This is a genomic window from Rathayibacter sp. VKM Ac-2762 (genome assembly GCF_009866585.1).
Lineage (GTDB): Bacteria > Actinomycetota > Actinomycetes > Actinomycetales > Microbacteriaceae > Rathayibacter.
In genome coordinates, this window is sequence record NZ_CP047419.1 from 1 (window position 1) to 16,096 (window position 16,096).

Below are 16,096 nucleotides of genomic sequence, written 5' to 3' on the forward strand. Positions count from 1 at the left end.
AGGGATCGTTCTCGTCCCGCCGCGACCGCCGCGAAGCGGAGGGGCACCGGCTCCGCACCGCGCCCGCCCGCCGCGGGGCCTCCTTCTTCCGCCCGTCCCCGCGCACGCTGGCGCTCGCCGTCTCCGGCGGGCTCGTCGTCGTGGCCGTCGCGTCGAGCCTGAGCCTCACCGTCGGCACCGGCTCCTCGGCCGAGTCGGCCACCGCGACGCCCTCCGCTGCTCCGACCTCGACCAGCGTCGCCGTGCTCCCCGCGACCACCGCCTCCGCCCGGGTCGTCCTCAGCTCCGTCTCCACCACCTCCGGCACCGTCGCCGGCGGCACGAGCGTGACGCTCGAGGGATCGAACCTGGACTCGGTCGCCACCGTCCGCTTCGGCGAGGCCGAGGGCAGCGTCGCGGTCGACAACCCCGACCAGATCACGGTCACCGCCCCTCCGGCCGACGGAGAGGCAGCGGGCGAGGTCCCGGTCGCCTTCTTCGACGCCGACGGTCAGGCCATCACGTTCGACGCGGTCACCGACTCCGCCGCGGCGGTCACCGTCGACGGGACCCCGGCCGACGCGGTGCAGCCGGCCGTCGACACGTCGGGCGCCGCGGAGGGCACGACGGCCGAGGCCTCGACCGACCTCGCCGCCCCGACCGCGACCGCCACTCCCAGCCCCGCCGCGACCGGCGTGCTCGCCAGCACGAAGGTCGTCGCCTCGGCGATCACCTTCGCCTACACGCCCGACCCGGCGATCGAGGCCGCGAAGGCCCAGGCCGCGCTGGACGCGAGCCGCCTGGCCTCGCAGCTCGACTACCTCTCCACCTACTGGAACGACTACAACTCGGCCCAGTACGGCGTGATCTCGGGCAACGACTGCGTCAACTTCACCTCGCAGTCGCTGATCGCCCGCGGCTGGGAGATGGACGGCGAGTGGAGCTACTCCTCCTCCGGCGGCTACAGCTCCGCCTGGGCGTCGTCGACAGCGTTCAACGCCTACCTCGCCGCGCACCCCGAGCGCGCGACCGCCATCCCCGACTCCGAGCGGAGCCGGGTGAAGCCGGGCGACATCGTCCAGTTCGACTGGGACGGCTCGGGCGACTGGGACCACACGGGCGTCGTGACCAGCGTCGACGGCGACAGGATCCTCTACTCCTCGCACACCGCCGACAACCACGACCAGAGCATCGACGCGGCCTCCGCCGGCCGGATCATGTTCTGGGGCGTCTGACGCTCGACGCACCCGCTCCACGCACGACGACGGGGCCGCCACCGCTGATGCGGTGACGGCCCCGTCGAGGTTCCGGTCAGATCACTTCTTGAAGACGTCCTTGACGTCCTCGCCGACCTTCTTGGTGTGGGCCTTGGTCTGGTCGGCCTGGCCCTCGGCCTCGAGGCGCTCGTTGTCAGTCAGCTTGCCGACGGCCTCCTTGGCCTTGCCGACCAGGTTCTCGGCTGCGTTGCGGATCTTGTCGTCTGCACCCATGAGGGGCTCCTTCTGTTCGGTGTGACCATCCGCCGGCGGGCGCCGGGGAAGCTGCGGGACCGGGGTCAGGCGACCCGGTCCTCCTTGGAGAAGCCGGCCCGGGCGCTCGAGGCGACCTCGAGCAGGACCGGCAGGCGGGCGCCGAGGAGAGTGTCGAGAGCGTCGACCTCCTGGTGCACGGCGTCGACCACGGTGCGGGGCGAGACCCCGCCGCGGGGGAGGACGCGCACCTTCAGCGCGGTCTCGGAGCCGTGGCGGTAGGCCGCGACCGTGACGTCGAGGAGCTCCGTCCGCCCGGCGAGAGCCGTCTCGAGGACGTCCTCCGCGAAGCCGGTCGCGATCTCGATCCCTCCGGCGGGCGTGCCCTCGGCCTCGTCGCGGAGGACGGTGCCGGTGCGGCCGTGACCGTGGGCGAAGGCCATCACCAGCGCGAGGACGATGCCGAGGAGGCAGATCCCGACGATGGCGTAGAGCGGCCAGAGGACGGCGGCATCGCTCCAAGCGGTGCCCTCCTCGGGGGAGAGGCGCGAGACCAGGGCCGCGCCCTCGCCGTCGGCGAAGGAGAGGACGGAGTCGCGGACCGGCTGCGAGACGGCGATCAGGACAGCTCCGGCGCTGACCAGCGCGAGCACGAGGCCCACGACGAGCAGGACGAGCCGGTTGACGAAGCGGTTGCTCGTGGTCATCAGATCCTCCCGGAGGTCGAGACGCGGACGGTGGAGCGCGGGGCGGGCTTCGCGCCGATGCGGGCGAGCTCCTCGTCGACGGCGCTCTGCACGGCGTCGCGGTCGACCGCGATGCCCGAGGCGGGGGTCACCTCGACCAGTGCGGTGCGCCGGCCGAGCGAGGCGCGGGTGTCCTCGCGGCGGGAGTGGGCGGCCGTGCGGGCTGCCCGAGCCAGGGAGGAGGCGATCACGCCGTCGTCCACGACCACGGCGAGGCGGTCGTCGTCCACGGTGTGGCGGGCCCGGGCCCCGGGCGCCAGTGCGAGCACCAGCAGGACCAGGGCGAGGACGCCCGTGCCGACGGCCACGCCGATGAGGGCGGGGTTCGCCAGCGACGCGACTCCGACGATCGCGCCCAGCAGGGCGGACGGTGCGGCGAGCAGGGGCGTGGCGCCGAGGATCGCGAGCACCGCCTCCGTGCCGACGTAGGCCGCGACCAGGGCGATGAGCACCAGGACGACGATCTGCGCGGCGGAGCGGGACTTGTGGGTCTCGCGACGGAGGTAGCGGCTGTAGCGGGTGTCGGGCGCCGACGGTGCGGGGCTCATGCGACTCTCCTCGTGCTTCGGGTGCGGGTGCCCGTGACCCGGATGTCGATCCGGCTGACGGTGCGCCCGGTCAGCGCCTCCATGCGGGAGGCGATGCGGGTGCGATCGCCGTGCAGGCGCTCGAGCAGGGAGCCGCCGGCCAGGGCGGTGCCCGGCTCGACGACGACCGGCGCGGTCACCGCGAGGGCGAGGCCGCCCCGGTCGTCGGAGAGGCGGACGCGGATCGCGGAGACCTCCACGCCCAGCTCCTCGTGGACGATCGCCACGGCGGCGCGCTCGATGGAGCGGACGGTGATGGTGACGGTGCCCGCCACCGGCGATGCGGGACGCGTGTCGAGAGCGGTCACGGTGGGCTCCTAGCGGGAGGTGGTGCGGCCGCGGAACACGTCCACGAGGCTGCGCACGTCGAGGGTGCCGTCGGCGATGCGGGCGATCACGACGCCGAGGGCCATGAAGAGGGCGGTGAGGACGAAGCCCCAGAATCCGAACATCAGGGCCGCGAAGGCGAGGATCGCGCCGACCACGACACCGAGGACGGTGCTGCGGCCGCCGGGGGCGGTGGGCGCGGGGCGCTGGAAGTCGCTCATCGGACGCGGCTCTCGGTGGCCTCGTCGTCCTTGTCGTCGCCGGGGATGTGCACGTCGACGACGGCGACGTTGATCTCGGAGACGGCCATGCCGACCAGCTCGGTGATGGCCTCGGAGACGGCGGCGCGGACGGAGTCGGCGACCTTCTGCATCGGCACGGGGTACTCGACGACGATGGTCACGTCGGCCGCGACCTGGGTCTCGCCGACCTCGACGCTCACGCCCTGGGCGTGGTCGGCACCGCCGACGGCCTGGCGGATCGCGCCGAAGGCACGGGCGGCGTTGTTGCCGAGGGCGAAGACGCCGGGCACCTGGCGGGCCGCGATGCCGGCGACCTTGGCCACGACGCTGTCGTCGATGACCGTGGTGCCCTGGGCGGTGCCGGAGGTCCGGGAGCCGCCGAGGCTCGTGACCGTGTCGACGGAGGTCTTGTCGACGCGGGTGGTGGAGGGGGTGCGCGTGGTGTCGCTCATGAGGTCTCCTGGACGTCTCATCGGCTGCCGTTGCTGAGCAGACCGGGGTCGAAGGCCCGGCGGAAATCCGGTCGGGCTGTGCTTTCATGAGTGAGACGGAGCCCGGACGGCGTTCGTCACGGTGCTCGGTGGACTTTTTCCTGAGCGTCACCTGAGAGGCGGCCCGAGGCCGCGTGAGCGGAGAGGGAGGAGGCGCCGTGCCCGGACTGGAAGCGGCGAGCGACGCGCTGCTCGCCGAGCGCTCCGCCGAGGGCGACGTGCGCGCCTTCGAGGTGCTCGTCAAGCGGCACCAGTCGATCCTCCGCGCCTACGCCTGGCGCCTCACCGGCTCGCAGGCCGACGCCTCCGACGCCGTGCAGAACGCGCTGATCACGGTCTGGGCGCAGCTCCCGCAGCTCAAGGAGCCGGCGAGCGTGCGCAGCTGGATGATGCGGATCGTCAGCCGCTCCAGCGTCGACCTGCTGCGCCAGCGCCGCCCGACCGACGACGTCGACGCCGTGGAGCATCCCCCGGCCCGAGAGCCCGGCCCGTTCGAGGCCGCCGAGCAGAGCGACGCCATGCGGGCTCTCGCGCACGCCCTGTCCGAGCTGCCGGAGTCGCAGCGGCAGTGCTGGGTGCTGCGCGAGGTCGGCGGGGAGTCGTACAACGAGATCGCCGATCACCTCGGTCTCACGGTGACCGCCGTGCGGGGCAAGCTGGCCCGAGCGCGCGAGTCGCTGGTCGTGGCGATGGAGGACTGGCGATGAGGGAGCAGACGCGATGAACGCGGACCAGGGTCCCGGCGACGGGCCGGAGCGCGCGGGGGAGCACGACGTCGTGCTTCCGCCCGCGCTCGAGCAGGAGGCGGACGCTACGGAGCAGGAGGGCGACGGCATCGGCATCGACGAGCTGAGCGACTACCTCGACCGCGGGCGCACTCCGTACGACCCCGCCATCGAGGAGTCGCCGGAGCACCGGCGCACTCTGCGCGCCCTCGAGCGCGTGCGCGCCCTCTCCGGCGCGCTCATCGACGACGACGCCGCACGCCTGCCCGCGCCGGAGGAGAGCTGGTTCGGCTCGATCCTCACCCAGGTGCGCCGCGAGTCGCGGGCCGGACGCGACATCCCGCTGGCGAGCGTCCAGCCCGACGTGGCGCTCACGATCACCGAGGGAGCGGTCCGCGGACTCGTGCGCGAGGCGGGCGACAGCGTCGCCGGCGTGCTGGTCGGCCGCTGCCGCCTGGTCGGCGACATCGCCGAGCCGGGCGCGGAGGTCGTGGTGGAGCTGACGATCTCGGTCTTCTGGGGGGTGCCGATCGCCGAGGCGGCCCAGCAGGTGCGCGAGCGCGTGCACTCGCGGCTGCTGACCCAGACCGAGCTGCGGGTGTCGAGGATCGACGTCCGCGTGGAGGACGTCTACGTCCCCGGGACGGAGGAGTCGTGAGCGGCCTCGAGGCGGCGACCCCGGTCGATCCGGTGTCCGCGCTCGCTGCGGAGCTGCGCGCCCTGGAGGGCGTCGCGACCCTGATGCCGGCCAGGCCCGAGGTGCGCGACGTGCTCGCGCACGCGGCGACGGCGCTGAGCGCGACCGGGATCGTGGTCGAGCCGCTGGGCACCGCGAGCGGCGGCACGTTCGCCGATCCGGTCCTGGTCCGCGTCGCGGGGGACGAGGTGTCCGTGGCCGTCGACCTCTGCGTGACCGCGGAGGCGTCCGCGCCGGACGTGGCGCGCGCGATCGGAGCCGCGGTTCGCGAGTGGTGCGTCCGGGTGCATCCGGAGCTGCGGCCGCGGGTGACCGTGCGGGTCGCCGCGATCGACTAGCCGGATCGGGGAGCGGGCGCGGCTGTCCGTAGGATTGGACGCCCCGCCGCGAGGAGCGGAGCCGGGCCGGGCGGTCCCAGCTTCCCTCCTCCGGAGTGCACCGTGCCGACCGGAGCGACGGTGCTCCGGGCCGCCCGGGGTCGGTGTCCGCTCCGTCCTCCCCGAAGAGCTTCCCCCTCAGGCGCGCTCGGCGAGGAACGCGTCCGTCTCGGCCGCCGTCGGCGCGGACACCGCCGCTCCGGCGCGGGTGACCGAGATCGCCGCGGCCGCGCTCGCCCAGCGGGTGAGGGCGACCAGCTGCTCCGGATCGTCGAGCCGTGCTCCCGTGGCGGCGAGCCGGGCCGAGAAGGCGCCGCAGAAGGTGTCGCCGGCGCCGGTGGTGTCCACGGCCTCCACCCGGAAGGCCGGGGTGCGCACCGGCTCGCGGTCGCGGACCGCCACGACGACGCCGTCGGAGCCGAGGGTGACCAGCACGAGCGGCACCAGCGCGGTGAGGGCAGCGGCGAGCGCGTCGTCGTCGGCGGCGGTGATGCCGCGATCGGCGGCGAGCTCGCGGGCCTCGTGCTCGTTGACGATCAGCACGTCGAGCACCGCGAGGAGCTCCTCCGGCAGCAGGCCGATCGGGGCGGCGTTCAGGATCGACACCGTGCCGCCGGCGCGCGCGGCGCGGGCCGCCTCCGTCACCGTCGCTGTCGGGATCTCGAGCTGGAGGAGCAGGGCGTCGGCCGCCGCCACCAGGGCCGACTCCTCGGCGGTCAACCCGACCAGGGCGGCGTTCGCTCCGGAGTCGACGACGATCGCGTTCTCCCCGCGCTCGTCCACGGTGATCTGCGCGGTGCCGGTGCGGACGTCGCCGCGGCGGGCGCGCAGCTCCAGCGGCTCCTCGCCGAGGACCGCGGCGAGCCGGTCTCCCGCCGAGTCGCGTCCGAGGCTCGTGACGAAGACGGTGCCGGGCTCGGTCCGTGCGGCCGCGACGGCCTGGTTGAGTCCCTTGCCGCCCGGGAAGGTGCTCGCGTCGAGGGCGAGCACCGTCTCTCCGGGAGCGGGGATGCGGGCGACCCGGTGGACGTGGTCGAGGTTGGCGCTTCCGAGCACGAGGAGGGGCATGCCCTCGACGTTAGAGCACGCGCAAGGGGGTCCGCCGCGGGCTCGGCCGCACCTACGGTGGAGGCATGGAAACTCGAATCCTCGGACGCACCGGCGCCCCCGTCTCCGTCGTCGGCCTCGGAACCTGGCAGCTCGGTGCCGACTGGGGGGACGTCGCCGAGACCGACGCCCTCGCCGTGCTCGACGCCGCGGTGGAGTCGGGGGTGACCCTCTTCGACACCGCCGACGTCTACGGCGACGGCCGCAGCGAGCGGACGATCGGCGCCTACCGCGCGGCGCACCCCGACGCGCAGGTCTTCGTCGCCACCAAGATGGGCCGTCGCGCGGAGCAGATCCCCGCCAACTACGTGCTCGACAACTTCCGCGCCTGGACCGACCGCTCGCGCGCCAACCTCGGCGTCGACACCCTCGATCTGGTGCAGCTGCACTGCCCGCCCACCTCCGTCTACTCCGACGACGCCGTCTACGACGCCCTCGACACCCTCGTGGCCGAGGGCGCGATCGCCGCCTACGGCGTGTCGGTCGAGCGCACGGAGGAGGCGCTGACCGCCATCGCCCGCCCGAACGTCGCGAGCGTCCAGATCATCCTGAACGCGTTCCGCCTCAAGCCGCTCGACGAGGTGCTGCCCGCCGCCCGCGAGGCCGGCGTCGGCATCCTCGCGCGCGTCCCGCTCGCCTCGGGCCTGCTCAGCGGCCGCTACACGACCGAGACCGTGTTCGCGCCGGAGGACCACCGCAGCTACAACCGCGACGGCTCCGCCTTCGACGTCGGCGAGACCTTCTCGGGCGTCGACTTCGCGACAGGCGTGGAGGCCGCGCAGGAGTTCTCCCGCCTCGCCGACGACCACGGCCTCGCCCCCGCGGCGGCCGCACTCGCCTGGATCATCCAGCAGGAGGGCGTCACCTCGGTGATCCCCGGCGCCCGCTCGCCCGAGCAGGCCCGCGCCAACGCGGCCGCCGCCTCCGCCGCGCCCCTCGGCCCCGCCTTCATGGAGGCCGTGAACGCCCTCTACGACACCCACTTCCGCCCCACCGTCCACCCGCGCTGGTAGCCGGCCCCCTCCTCACCGCCGCTGAGTCGCCCGAGAAGGCTCGTTCTCCTGGTCGGGAACGAGCCTTCTCGGGCGACTGAGCGCAGCGCCTAGGAGTTCAGCGCCGCGTCCACGATCGTGCGCGCCTCGGCCTGGACCTCGTGCAGGTGGTCGAGGCCGCGGAAGCTCTCGGCGTAGATCTTGTAGACGTCCTCGGTGCCGGAGGGGCGCGCGGCGAACCAGGCGTCCTCGGTGACGACCTTGACGCCTCCGACGGCCGCGCCGTTGCCGGGCGCCTTCGAGAGCTTCGCGGTGATCTCGGACCCGGCGAGGGTCGTCGCCGAGATCGCGTCGCCGTCCAGCTTGCCGAGGGCCGCCTTCTGCGCCTTCGTCGCCACCGCGTCCACGCGCTCGTAGACCGGGTCGCCGAAGCGCTCGGTCAGCTCGCGGTAGAGCGCAGACGGGCTCTTCCCGGTGACCGCCACGATCTCGGAGGCGAGCAGCGCGAGGAGGATGCCGTCCTTGTCGGTGGTCCAGACGGTGCCGTCGAAGCGGAGGAACGAGGCGCCCGCGGACTCCTCGCCGCCGAAGCCGACCGAGCCGTCGACCAGCCCGGGGACGAACCACTTGAAGCCCACCGGGACCTCCCAGAGGCGCCGGCCCAGCGACTCCGCGACCCGGTCGATGATCGAGGAGGAGACCAGCGTCTTGCCGATCGCCGCGTCCTCGCGCCAGCCGGTGCGGTGGCGGTAGAGGTAGTCGATCGCGACGGCCAGGTAGTGGTTGGGGTTCATCAGCCCGCCGTCGGGGGTGACGATGCCGTGCCGGTCCGCGTCGGCGTCGTTGCCGGTGAGGATGTCGAAGTCGCCGGCGCGCGCGACCACCGAGGCCATCGCGCTGGGGGAGGACGGGTCCATCCGGATCTTGCCGTCCCAGTCGAGGGTCATGAAGCCCCAGGCCGGGTCGACCTCCCCGTTCACCACGGTCAGGTCGAGGCCGTGCATCTCGGCGATCAGCTGCCAGTAGTGCACGGAGGCGCCGCCGAGGGGGTCGGCCCCGATCCGCACGCCGGCCTTCCGGATCGCGTCGAGGTCGATGATGTTCGCCAGGTCCGCGACGTAGTGCGTGCGGTAGTCGTAGGTCTCGACCGCGGAGGGCTCGGCCGAGGTCACGCCGCGGTTGCCGTCGGCGATGAGCTCATTGGCCCGGTCGGCGATCCAGGTCGTCGCGTCGGAGTCGGCGGGGCCGCCGTGCGGCGGGTTGTACTTGAAGCCGCCGTCGCGGGGCGGGTTGTGCGAGGGGGTGACCACGATGCCGTCGGCCCGGTCGGTGTGCGCTGGGTCGTTGTTGTAGCGGAGGATCGCGTGGCTGAGCGCCGGGGTCGGCACGAAGTCGTCGAACTCGTCCACGAGCACGCGGACCTGGTTGCCCACCAGGACCTCGAGGGCGGTGGTGAGGGCCGGGCGGGAGAGCCCGTGCGTGTCGGCGCCGATGAACAGCGGGCCGGTGATGCCCTGCTCGGTCCGGTACTCGACGATCGCCTGGGTGACGGCGGCGATGTGGTCCTCGTTGAAGGCCGTGTCGAACGAGGATCCGCGGTGGCCCGAGGTGCCGAACACCACCTTCTGAGCCGGGTCGGAGACGTCCGGCTTCTTCTCGTAGTACGCCCTCACGAGGGCCTCGACGTCGATGAGATCGGAGGCCTGTGCCGGCTTCCCTGCGCGATCGGTCATGCGGTCCATAGTGGCAGTCCGGCCCCCTCCAGGGGTACCGCGGCTGGCTAGGCTTGCGCCATGCCCGACAGCGCCCCCGAGACCCGTGCCTACAGCTATCTCGGGCCCAGCGGCACGTTCACGGAGGCGGCCCTCGCGCAGGTCCCGGAGGCGCGCGGACAGCTGTGGCGCAGCGTCGCGAACGTGGGGGAGGCGCTGAGCGATCTGGTCACCGGCCGCAGCGACGGCGCGGTGATCGCGATCGAGAACTCGGTCGAGGGCGGAGTGACGGCCGCGCAGGACGCGCTGGCGCGGATCCCGGGGCTGCGCATCGTCGGCGAGTACCTGGTGCCGGTGTCGTTCATCCTGGTCGGCCGCCCGGGGACGAGCCTCGAGGAGGTGCGCACCGTCGCCGCGCACCCCGTGGCCTACGGACAGTGCCGGGTGTGGCTCGACCGCGAGATCCCCAGCCACGAGCACCTGCCCGCCTCCAGCAACGTCCAGGCCACCGTCGACCTGCTGGGCGGATCTCCCGCGGACGCGGCCATCGCCCCTCCCGGGATCGTCGCCCACCACGACGTCGCGGTGCTGGCCGAGCGGATCGGCGACAACCCGAACGCCGTCACGCGCTTCGTGCACGTCTCGCGCTCGCACGCGCTGCCCGAGCCGACCGGCGCCGACAAGACCAGCGTGATCGCCGAGCTCCCGGCCGACCAGCCGGGCGCCCTGCTCGACATGCTCGAGCAGTTCGCGACCCGCGGGGTGAACCTGAGCATGATCCAGTCGCGGCCGATCGGCGATGCCCTCGGCCGGTACCGGTTCGTCATCGACCTCGACGGGCACGTCCAGGACGAGCGGGTCGCCGACGCGCTGATGGGGCTGCGGCGCTTCAGCCCGAAGGTGATCTTCCTCGGCTCGTATCCGCGCGCTGACCGCCGCCCGGTCACCTCCGTGCGACGCTACGACGACGAGGTGTTCCTCGAGGCCCGCGACTGGCTGCGCGGGATCCTCTCCCACGAGCCGGAGGTCGACGATGACCGGGGACGACGATGACGGGTCGCGACGATGACTGACGACGACGAACGGGTCGACCCGCGCTACGACCCGGCCTTCCAGCGCGGGTTCTCGGGCCCGGTGGAGCGTCTGAGAGGCGACGAGCGGGCGTTCGCGAGGCCCGGCTCGGGTGCCGCCCCCGGCGCTCCCGCCGCCACGTCCGGAGCCGCCGCTCGTCCCGCGCTCCCGGAGTCGCGCGTGGTCCGCCCCGGCTCCTCGTCCGTGCCCGGACCGCGCCGCATCATGGCACTGCCCGACATCGCCGGAGCCGCCGAGGGCCGGCGGTCGCACCGCCTCGGCGCCGAGACCGCGCCCGCACCCCTGCCGGAGCCGGCCGCCGACCCCGCTCCCGCGGCTCCCGCCGAGCCCGTGCGCGAGGCGCCCCTGCTGCGGAACCCGTGGCTCCTCGTGCTCCTGCTCGCCGGCCTCGCGGGGACCCTGATCGGCCTCGCGCTCCTCTACACCGGCTACTCCTCGCCGCCTCCGCCCTACTACGGCGACTCCGACGTGCCCTCGCCCGCGTGGATCCAGCGGCAGCTCCTCTACTACTCCTGCATCCCCCTGCTGGGCTGCCTGCCGGCGTCGCTGCTGCTGGCGGTCGGAGTGGCGGCGCTGCGGTGGCGCGGCGTCGCCGTGCGGCCCCGCGCCGAGGAGCCGCGCGAGTCCGCGCAGCTCCTCGAGGCCGAGGCTCAGACTCCGGACGCGCCGAAGAGCAGGCCGAGGAGGTAGGTCACCAGGGCCGCGCCGTAGCCGATCCCGAGCTGGCGCAGCGCCCGGGCCAGAGGCGGGGCGCCCGAGAGCAGCCCGACGACCGCGCCGGTGGCGAGCAGGGCGATGCCCACGAGCACGCAGGCGACGACCACCGCGGCGAGCCCCGTCAGGCCGAGCAGGTAGGGCAGCACCGGGATGATCGCGCCCGAGGCGAAGAAGCAGAAGCTCGACAGCGCCGCGCCCATGCCCGTGCCGATCGACTCGTGCTCGTCGACGTCGGGGTCTCCTGCGGGACCGCCCAGCGTGATGGGGGAGGTGACGGCGCCGCCGCGCAGGCCCGTGAAGACGGAGGCGGCACGCGCGTCGGCCTGCTCCTGGGTCATCCCGCGAGCGCGGTAGACCAGGGCGAGCTCGTTCGCGTCGACGTCCAGGTCGGGGACGATGCGGTTCGCGTCGAGGTCCGGGCTGGAGGCCGAGAGCAGCTCGCGCTGCGAGCGCACCGAGACGAACTCGCCCGCGCCCATCGAGAGGGCGCCGGCGAGCAGGCCCGCGATGCCCGTGAACAGGACGACCCCCGTCCCGACTCCGCTCGCTCCCACTCCGAGCACGAGGGCGAGGTTCGAGACCAGGCCGTCGTTCGCTCCGAAGACCGCCGCGCGGAACGTCCCGGAGAGGCGGTTCCGGCCGCGCTCGGCGAGCCCGCGGACGACCTCGCCGTGGATCCGCTCGTCGGCCGCCATCGCCTCGGTGGCGTCGTCGTCGTCGGCGTAGGGGGAGCGGGCCTCGGCGCGCTGGATCAGGGCGAGGACGAACACCGAGCCGAAGCGGCGGGTGAGGAAGCCGAGGAAGCGCGTGCGGAGGTCCGGGCGGGGCGCGGGCTCCGCCGCGGAGCCGAGCAGCTCCCGCCAGTGCTCCTCGTGGCGGCCCTCGGCCACGGCGAGCGCGAGCAGGATCTCCCGCTCCTCGCCGGAGCGGCGGCCGGCCAGGTCGCGGTACACGGAGGCCTCGGCGAGCTCGTCGGCGAGGTAGCGGCGCCAGCGGCGCACCTGTGCGGGACTGGGGGTGGGGGCGGTGGTCGCCATGCGATCTCCTGGCTCAGGTCCGCCGACCCGCGCGAGAGGACCGGTCAGGACGTGCGTCGACTGACCGAAGGTCTCGTTCGCCCCGGCCGGAGCCGGGGTGGAGCGCCGGGCCCGGATCGTCCCGGACCAGCATGTCGACGCGCCTCGTCGTCCGCTCGGCGGACGGTGGGAACTACTCCCCTTCGCGGGGACCACCGTAGCCGAGATCGGAGGAGAACGCCCGGCCGATCCGTGGGCCGTCGGGCGGACGTCCGCCCGGCCCGGGCCGGAGCGTCGTCGCGGACGCTCGCCCCGGGTCAGAGCGAGGCGGTCGCCCGGGCGGCGCGGCGGGCCTGGCGCTCGTGCTCGGCGTCCAGGAGCGTGCGCGTGGCGGGGACCGCCAGGAACTCGACCAGGGTGTCCGTCTCCTCGACGATGCGCTCGGCGCGGTCGAGCGGGTCGGTGCGCAGGAGGCGGCGGGCGGCGGACGCGACGTGCGCCGGCTTCGCCGCCAGGGCGCGCACGCGCTCGTCGACGCGGCCGGCGAGGTCGGCGCGCGGCACGACCTCGGTCACGAGCTGCCACTCCAGCGCCTCGGCCGCGCGGACCGGGCGGCCCGACAGCACGAAGTCCAGGGCGCGGCGGCGGCCGACGACGCGGGGGAGCGCGGCGGTGACTCCGACGTCCGGGACGAGCCCGACGTCGCCGTACGCGCTGAGGAAGAGGGCGGCGGGAGTCGCTATCACGATGTCGGCGGCCAGAGCGAAGGCGATGCCGGCGCCGGCGACCATGCCGTCGATCGCGCAGACGACGACGGCGCGGCTGTCCTCGAGCAGGCGGATCACCTGGGCGGTCGTGGTCGCGACGTCGCGCAGGTAGTGGTCCGGGTGCTCGGACCCCATGATCGCCGAGATGTCGCCGCCCGTGCAGAACGCGCGGCCGGCCGCGGCGATCACGATGACGGAGCAGCCGGCGTCGGCGTCGAGATCGGCGACGGTGCTCAGCAGCAGTCGCGCGGTGCCGAGATCGATCGCGTTGAGGGCGTCGGGGCGGTTGAGGGTGATCCGAGCGACGGAGCCGTCGCGCTCGAGGACGACGCCGGGGGTCGCGTCGATGAGGGGGGTGGCGTGCATGGGAGAGCCTTCAGGGGAGCAGGGGTGTCGAACGCGGGGGGACGTTCTCGGGGGACGACTCAGATTCGCAGCCGTCCGCGCGATCGGATGCCTCCTCGCGGCCGATGCTCAGCCGGCCCCGGGGGTACGCGCGGGCGGCGGCCCGTCCCGGCCCTCCTCTACACTGCTGGGGTGATTGATCCCGTACTTCTGCGCGAGAACCCGGACGTCCTGAAGCGCTCGCAGGAGGCGCGCGGCGACTCCGTCGAGCTGGTCGACGAGGCACTCGAGGCCGACCGCGTGCGCCGTGCGGCGATCACCGAGGCGGAGCGGCTCCGGGCCGAGCAGAACGCCTTCGGCAAGACCGTCGCCAAGGCTCCGAAGGACGAGAAGGCGGCCCTCGTCGCCGAGGCCCAGCGCCTCGCCGCCGCCGCCAAGCAGGCCCAGCAGGAGGCGTCCGAGGCCGACGACGCCTTCACCGTGCTGGTGAAGCGCATCGCCAACCCGATCATCGAGGGCGTCCCCGCGGGCGGCGAGGAGTCGTTCGAGCTCGTCAGGACGGTCGGCGAGCGCCCCGTCTTCGACTTCGCCCCGCGCGACCACCTCGAGCTCGGCGAGCTGCTGGACGGCATCGACATGCAGCGCGGCGCGAAGGTCAGCGGCGCGCGCTTCTACTTCCTCAAGGGCCTGGTCGCCCGCCTCGAGATCGCCCTGATGAACCTGGGCCTCGAGAAGGCGCTCGCCGCCGGCTTCACCCCGCTGATCACGCCGACCCTCGTGCGCCCCGAGATCATGGACGGCACCGGCTTCCTCGGCGAGCACGACGACGAGGTGTACCGCCTCCGCGACGACGACCTCTACCTCACCGGCACCAGCGAGGTCGCCCTCGCCGGCTACCACGCCGACGAGATCCTCGACCTCTCCGGCGGCGCGAAGCGCTACGCGGGCTGGAGCACCTGCTACCGCCGCGAGGCGGGCTCGGGCGGACGGGACACCCGCGGCATCATCCGCGTGCACCAGTTCAGCAAGCTCGAGATGTTCGTCTACACCCTCCCCGAGGACGCCGAGGCGGAGCACGCGCGCCTGCTCTCGTACCAGGAGGACGTCCTGCAGAGCCTCGGCCTGCACTACCGCGTCATCGACACGGCGGCCGGCGACCTCGGCCAGAGCGCGGCGCGCAAGTTCGACGTGGAGGCGTGGGTCCCCACGCAGGAGACCTACCGCGAGCTGACCTCGACCTCGAACTGCACCACGTTCCAGGCCCGCCGCCTCGACACCCGCTACCGCACCGAGTCAGGGAGGACGGCTCCGGTCGCCACCCTCAACGGCACGCTCGCGACCACCCGCTGGATCGTCGCCCTCCTCGAGACCCACCAGCGGGCGGACGGCTCGGTGCTCGTCCCCGAGGCGCTGCGGCCCCACCTCGGCGGCCTCGAGGTGCTCGAGCCCGCCGCATGAGCGCGGCCCGCGCCTCCGGCCGCCGCCTCGTCGCCCTCGACATCGACGGCACCGTCATGCACGAGGACGGCACCATCACCCGCGCGGTGACGGACGCGATCACCCGCGTGGCCGCCCAGGGCGACGAGGTGATGCTCGCCACCGGGCGCTCGCCCTCCTCCACCCTTCCCGTCGTCGAGCGACTCGGGATCTCGCCCGAGTACGTGATCTGCTGCAACGGAGCGGTCACGCTCCGCCGCGACGCGTCCGGTGCGTACGTCCCCGAGACGGTCGAGACCTTCGACCCGACGGAGGTCCTCGAGACCATCCGCCGCTCCCTCCCCGACGCGCACTACGCCGTCGAGGACGCGGACGGCGCCTTCTTCTACACCGAGGCGTTCCCGGGCGGTGCCGTGATGGGTGCCGAGACGACCCACGTCCCCTTCGAGGAGCTGCTCGGCCGGCTGTGCACCCGCGTCGTCGTGATCTCGCCCGAGACCGGCATCGAGGAGTTCACCTCGCTGGTCGAGGAGATGGGCCTGCACCAGGTCAGCTACGCGATCGGCTGGACCGCCTGGCTCGACATCGCCCCGCACGGCGTCAACAAGTCCACCGCGCTCGAGGTCGTCCGCGAGGAGCTGGGCATCGAGCGGAGCGACGTGGTCGCGCTGGGCGACGGCCGCAACGACATCGAGATGCTCACCTGGGCCGCCGCCGAGGGCGCAGGCCTCGCGATGGGGCAGGCGCCCGACGAGGTGCGGGTCGTGGCCTCCGCCGTGATCCCCTCGGTCCACCAGGACGGCGTGGCGGTCGCGCTCTCGGCGCTGCGCTGACCAAGGTCCAGCGCGCTCGGCGGTTACTATCGGGTGTCGCTCCTGCGGGAGTGGCCGGGAGGGCTGTCCGAGCGGCCGATGGAGCCAGTCTTGAAAACTGGTGGGCGGAAACGTCTCGTGGGTTCGAATCCCACGCCCTCCGCCACGCCGTCCGCCGCGGAGTCCCGTTCTTCGCGTCGCTTCCCGCCGGCGCCTTCCGACGCCAGTCCTGGCGCGCGACGACGGAGGCCTGCCCGCTCTCCTTCGGAACGCGCCAGCCCTCTGTATAGGATTGCGCGACGCCCGGGATCGACGCCCGGCCCTCACCTCCGCACCACTGACGCCTCGACACCGGGAGACGGATGCGCCGCACGGGCCCTTCGACACAGACTCGCGACACTCCGCGCACGCCGCGCCCCTTCGTGCGGCACGGCCGCCAGAAGCGGCACACCCTCGCGC

Annotated in this window: 19 protein-coding genes and 1 tRNA gene; 10 read left to right on the forward strand and 10 right to left on the reverse strand. The window is 73.7% G+C overall.

All coding sequences use genetic code 11. The features are described 5' to 3' along the window. Positions 1-326 precede the first annotated feature (326 nt). A complete protein-coding gene (locus tag GTU71_RS00005) occupies positions 327-1,214 on the forward strand; it encodes an amidase domain-containing protein (RefSeq protein ID WP_244230701.1) in 888 nt (295 codons plus the stop codon). Positions 1,215-1,295: 81 nt separating this feature from the next. On the opposite strand, the gene GTU71_RS00010 is transcribed toward GTU71_RS00005, so the two are convergent. The 6 genes from GTU71_RS00010 to GTU71_RS00035 all read right to left on the reverse strand — a co-directional run bounded on the left by GTU71_RS00010 (position 1,296) and on the right by GTU71_RS00035 (position 3,802). Next, a complete protein-coding gene (locus tag GTU71_RS00010) occupies positions 1,296-1,469 on the reverse strand; it encodes a CsbD family protein (protein WP_104226788.1) in 174 nt (57 codons plus the stop codon). A 65-nt stretch (positions 1,470-1,534) separates the two neighbouring features. Then, positions 1,535-2,155, reverse strand: coding sequence for a hypothetical protein (locus tag GTU71_RS00015; protein WP_159939054.1), 621 nt, complete (start codon positions 2,153-2,155; stop codon positions 1,535-1,537). Then, positions 2,155-2,742: a DUF6286 domain-containing protein gene (locus GTU71_RS00020; protein ID WP_104274367.1), complete on the reverse strand. Its 588-nt coding sequence runs from the start codon at positions 2,740-2,742 to the stop codon at positions 2,155-2,157. Before GTU71_RS00020 ends, GTU71_RS00015 begins: the two co-directional genes overlap by 1 nt. Next, positions 2,739-3,089 carry a hypothetical protein gene (locus GTU71_RS00025; protein ID WP_159939055.1) on the reverse strand — a complete coding sequence of 117 codons (351 nt, stop codon included), beginning with the start codon at positions 3,087-3,089 and terminating at the stop codon, positions 2,739-2,741. Before GTU71_RS00025 ends, GTU71_RS00020 begins: the two co-directional genes overlap by 4 nt. A gap of 9 nt (positions 3,090-3,098) precedes the next feature. Next, the gene (locus GTU71_RS00030; protein ID WP_104224954.1) at positions 3,099-3,329 is read right to left on the reverse strand and encodes a DUF2273 domain-containing protein; all 231 of its coding nucleotides are present in this window, start codon (positions 3,327-3,329) and stop codon (positions 3,099-3,101) included. After that, complete coding sequence (locus tag GTU71_RS00035; protein WP_104226785.1) at positions 3,326-3,802, reverse strand: Asp23/Gls24 family envelope stress response protein; 477 nt, start codon at positions 3,800-3,802, stop codon at positions 3,326-3,328. The genes GTU71_RS00030 and GTU71_RS00035 overlap by 4 nt, the downstream gene beginning before the upstream one ends. Before the next feature lie 197 nt (positions 3,803-3,999). On the opposite strand from GTU71_RS00035, the gene GTU71_RS00040 reads away from it, so the two are divergent. Genes GTU71_RS00040 through GTU71_RS00050 form a run of 3 tightly spaced genes read left to right on the forward strand, consistent with a single transcriptional unit; the run spans position 4,000 to position 5,601 of the window. After that, positions 4,000-4,548 carry a sigma-70 family RNA polymerase sigma factor gene (locus tag GTU71_RS00040; RefSeq protein ID WP_104224956.1) on the forward strand — a complete coding sequence of 183 codons (549 nt, stop codon included), beginning with the start codon at positions 4,000-4,002 and terminating at the stop codon, positions 4,546-4,548. 13 nt (positions 4,549-4,561) lie between these two features. Beyond that, on the forward strand, positions 4,562-5,224 hold the full coding sequence (locus GTU71_RS00045) for an Asp23/Gls24 family envelope stress response protein (protein ID WP_104233947.1): 663 nt from the start codon (positions 4,562-4,564) through the stop codon (positions 5,222-5,224). Then, positions 5,221-5,601, forward strand: coding sequence for a hypothetical protein (locus GTU71_RS00050; RefSeq protein ID WP_159939056.1), 381 nt, complete (start codon positions 5,221-5,223; stop codon positions 5,599-5,601). Before GTU71_RS00045 ends, GTU71_RS00050 begins: the two co-directional genes overlap by 4 nt. 177 nt (positions 5,602-5,778) lie before the next feature. Here the strand turns inward: GTU71_RS00050 and GTU71_RS00055 are convergent, their stop codons facing one another. Further along, on the reverse strand, positions 5,779-6,708 hold the full coding sequence (locus tag GTU71_RS00055; RefSeq protein ID WP_159939057.1) for a ribokinase: 930 nt from the start codon (positions 6,706-6,708) through the stop codon (positions 5,779-5,781). 65 nt (positions 6,709-6,773) lie between these two features. Between GTU71_RS00055 and GTU71_RS00060 the strand changes: the two genes are divergently transcribed. Beyond that, positions 6,774-7,760, forward strand: coding sequence for an aldo/keto reductase (locus GTU71_RS00060; RefSeq protein WP_104226781.1), 987 nt, complete (start codon positions 6,774-6,776; stop codon positions 7,758-7,760). Between the two features lie 89 nt (positions 7,761-7,849). Here GTU71_RS00060 and pgm read toward each other — a convergent pair whose 3' ends face one another. Next, on the reverse strand, positions 7,850-9,472 hold the full coding sequence (gene pgm / locus GTU71_RS00065; RefSeq protein ID WP_159939058.1) for a phosphoglucomutase (alpha-D-glucose-1,6-bisphosphate-dependent): 1,623 nt from the start codon (positions 9,470-9,472) through the stop codon (positions 7,850-7,852). Between the two features lie 60 nt (positions 9,473-9,532). On the opposite strand from pgm, the gene pheA reads away from it, so the two are divergent. Together pheA and GTU71_RS00075 are read left to right on the forward strand one after the other, a co-directional pair. Beyond that, the gene (gene pheA, locus GTU71_RS00070; protein WP_104247578.1) at positions 9,533-10,504 is read left to right on the forward strand and encodes a prephenate dehydratase; all 972 of its coding nucleotides are present in this window, start codon (positions 9,533-9,535) and stop codon (positions 10,502-10,504) included. A gap of 12 nt (positions 10,505-10,516) precedes the next feature. Next, positions 10,517-11,233, forward strand: coding sequence for a hypothetical protein (locus GTU71_RS00075; protein WP_104350563.1), 717 nt, complete (start codon positions 10,517-10,519; stop codon positions 11,231-11,233). On the opposite strand, the gene GTU71_RS00080 is transcribed toward GTU71_RS00075, so the two are convergent. Then, positions 11,194-12,297, reverse strand: a complete 1,104-nt coding sequence (locus GTU71_RS00080; RefSeq protein ID WP_104224963.1) for a VIT1/CCC1 family protein — start codon at positions 12,295-12,297, stop codon at positions 11,194-11,196. The genes GTU71_RS00075 and GTU71_RS00080 overlap by 40 nt on opposite strands. A gap of 296 nt (positions 12,298-12,593) precedes the next feature. Continuing rightward, positions 12,594-13,409: an enoyl-CoA hydratase/isomerase family protein gene (locus GTU71_RS00085; protein ID WP_104238091.1), complete on the reverse strand. Its 816-nt coding sequence runs from the start codon at positions 13,407-13,409 to the stop codon at positions 12,594-12,596. A 171-nt stretch (positions 13,410-13,580) separates the two neighbouring features. Here GTU71_RS00085 and serS point away from each other — a divergent pair, with 171 nt between their 5' ends. The 3 genes from serS to GTU71_RS00100 all read left to right on the forward strand — a co-directional run bounded on the left by serS (position 13,581) and on the right by GTU71_RS00100 (position 15,803). After that, a complete protein-coding gene (serS, locus tag GTU71_RS00090) occupies positions 13,581-14,846 on the forward strand; it encodes a serine--tRNA ligase (protein WP_159939059.1) in 1,266 nt (421 codons plus the stop codon). After that, positions 14,843-15,658, forward strand: a complete 816-nt coding sequence (locus GTU71_RS00095; RefSeq protein ID WP_159939060.1) for an HAD family hydrolase — start codon at positions 14,843-14,845, stop codon at positions 15,656-15,658. Before serS ends, GTU71_RS00095 begins: the two co-directional genes overlap by 4 nt. 57 nt (positions 15,659-15,715) lie before the next feature. Beyond that, positions 15,716-15,803 (forward strand) — tRNA-Ser (locus GTU71_RS00100). The last annotated feature ends 293 nt before the right edge of the window (positions 15,804-16,096 follow it).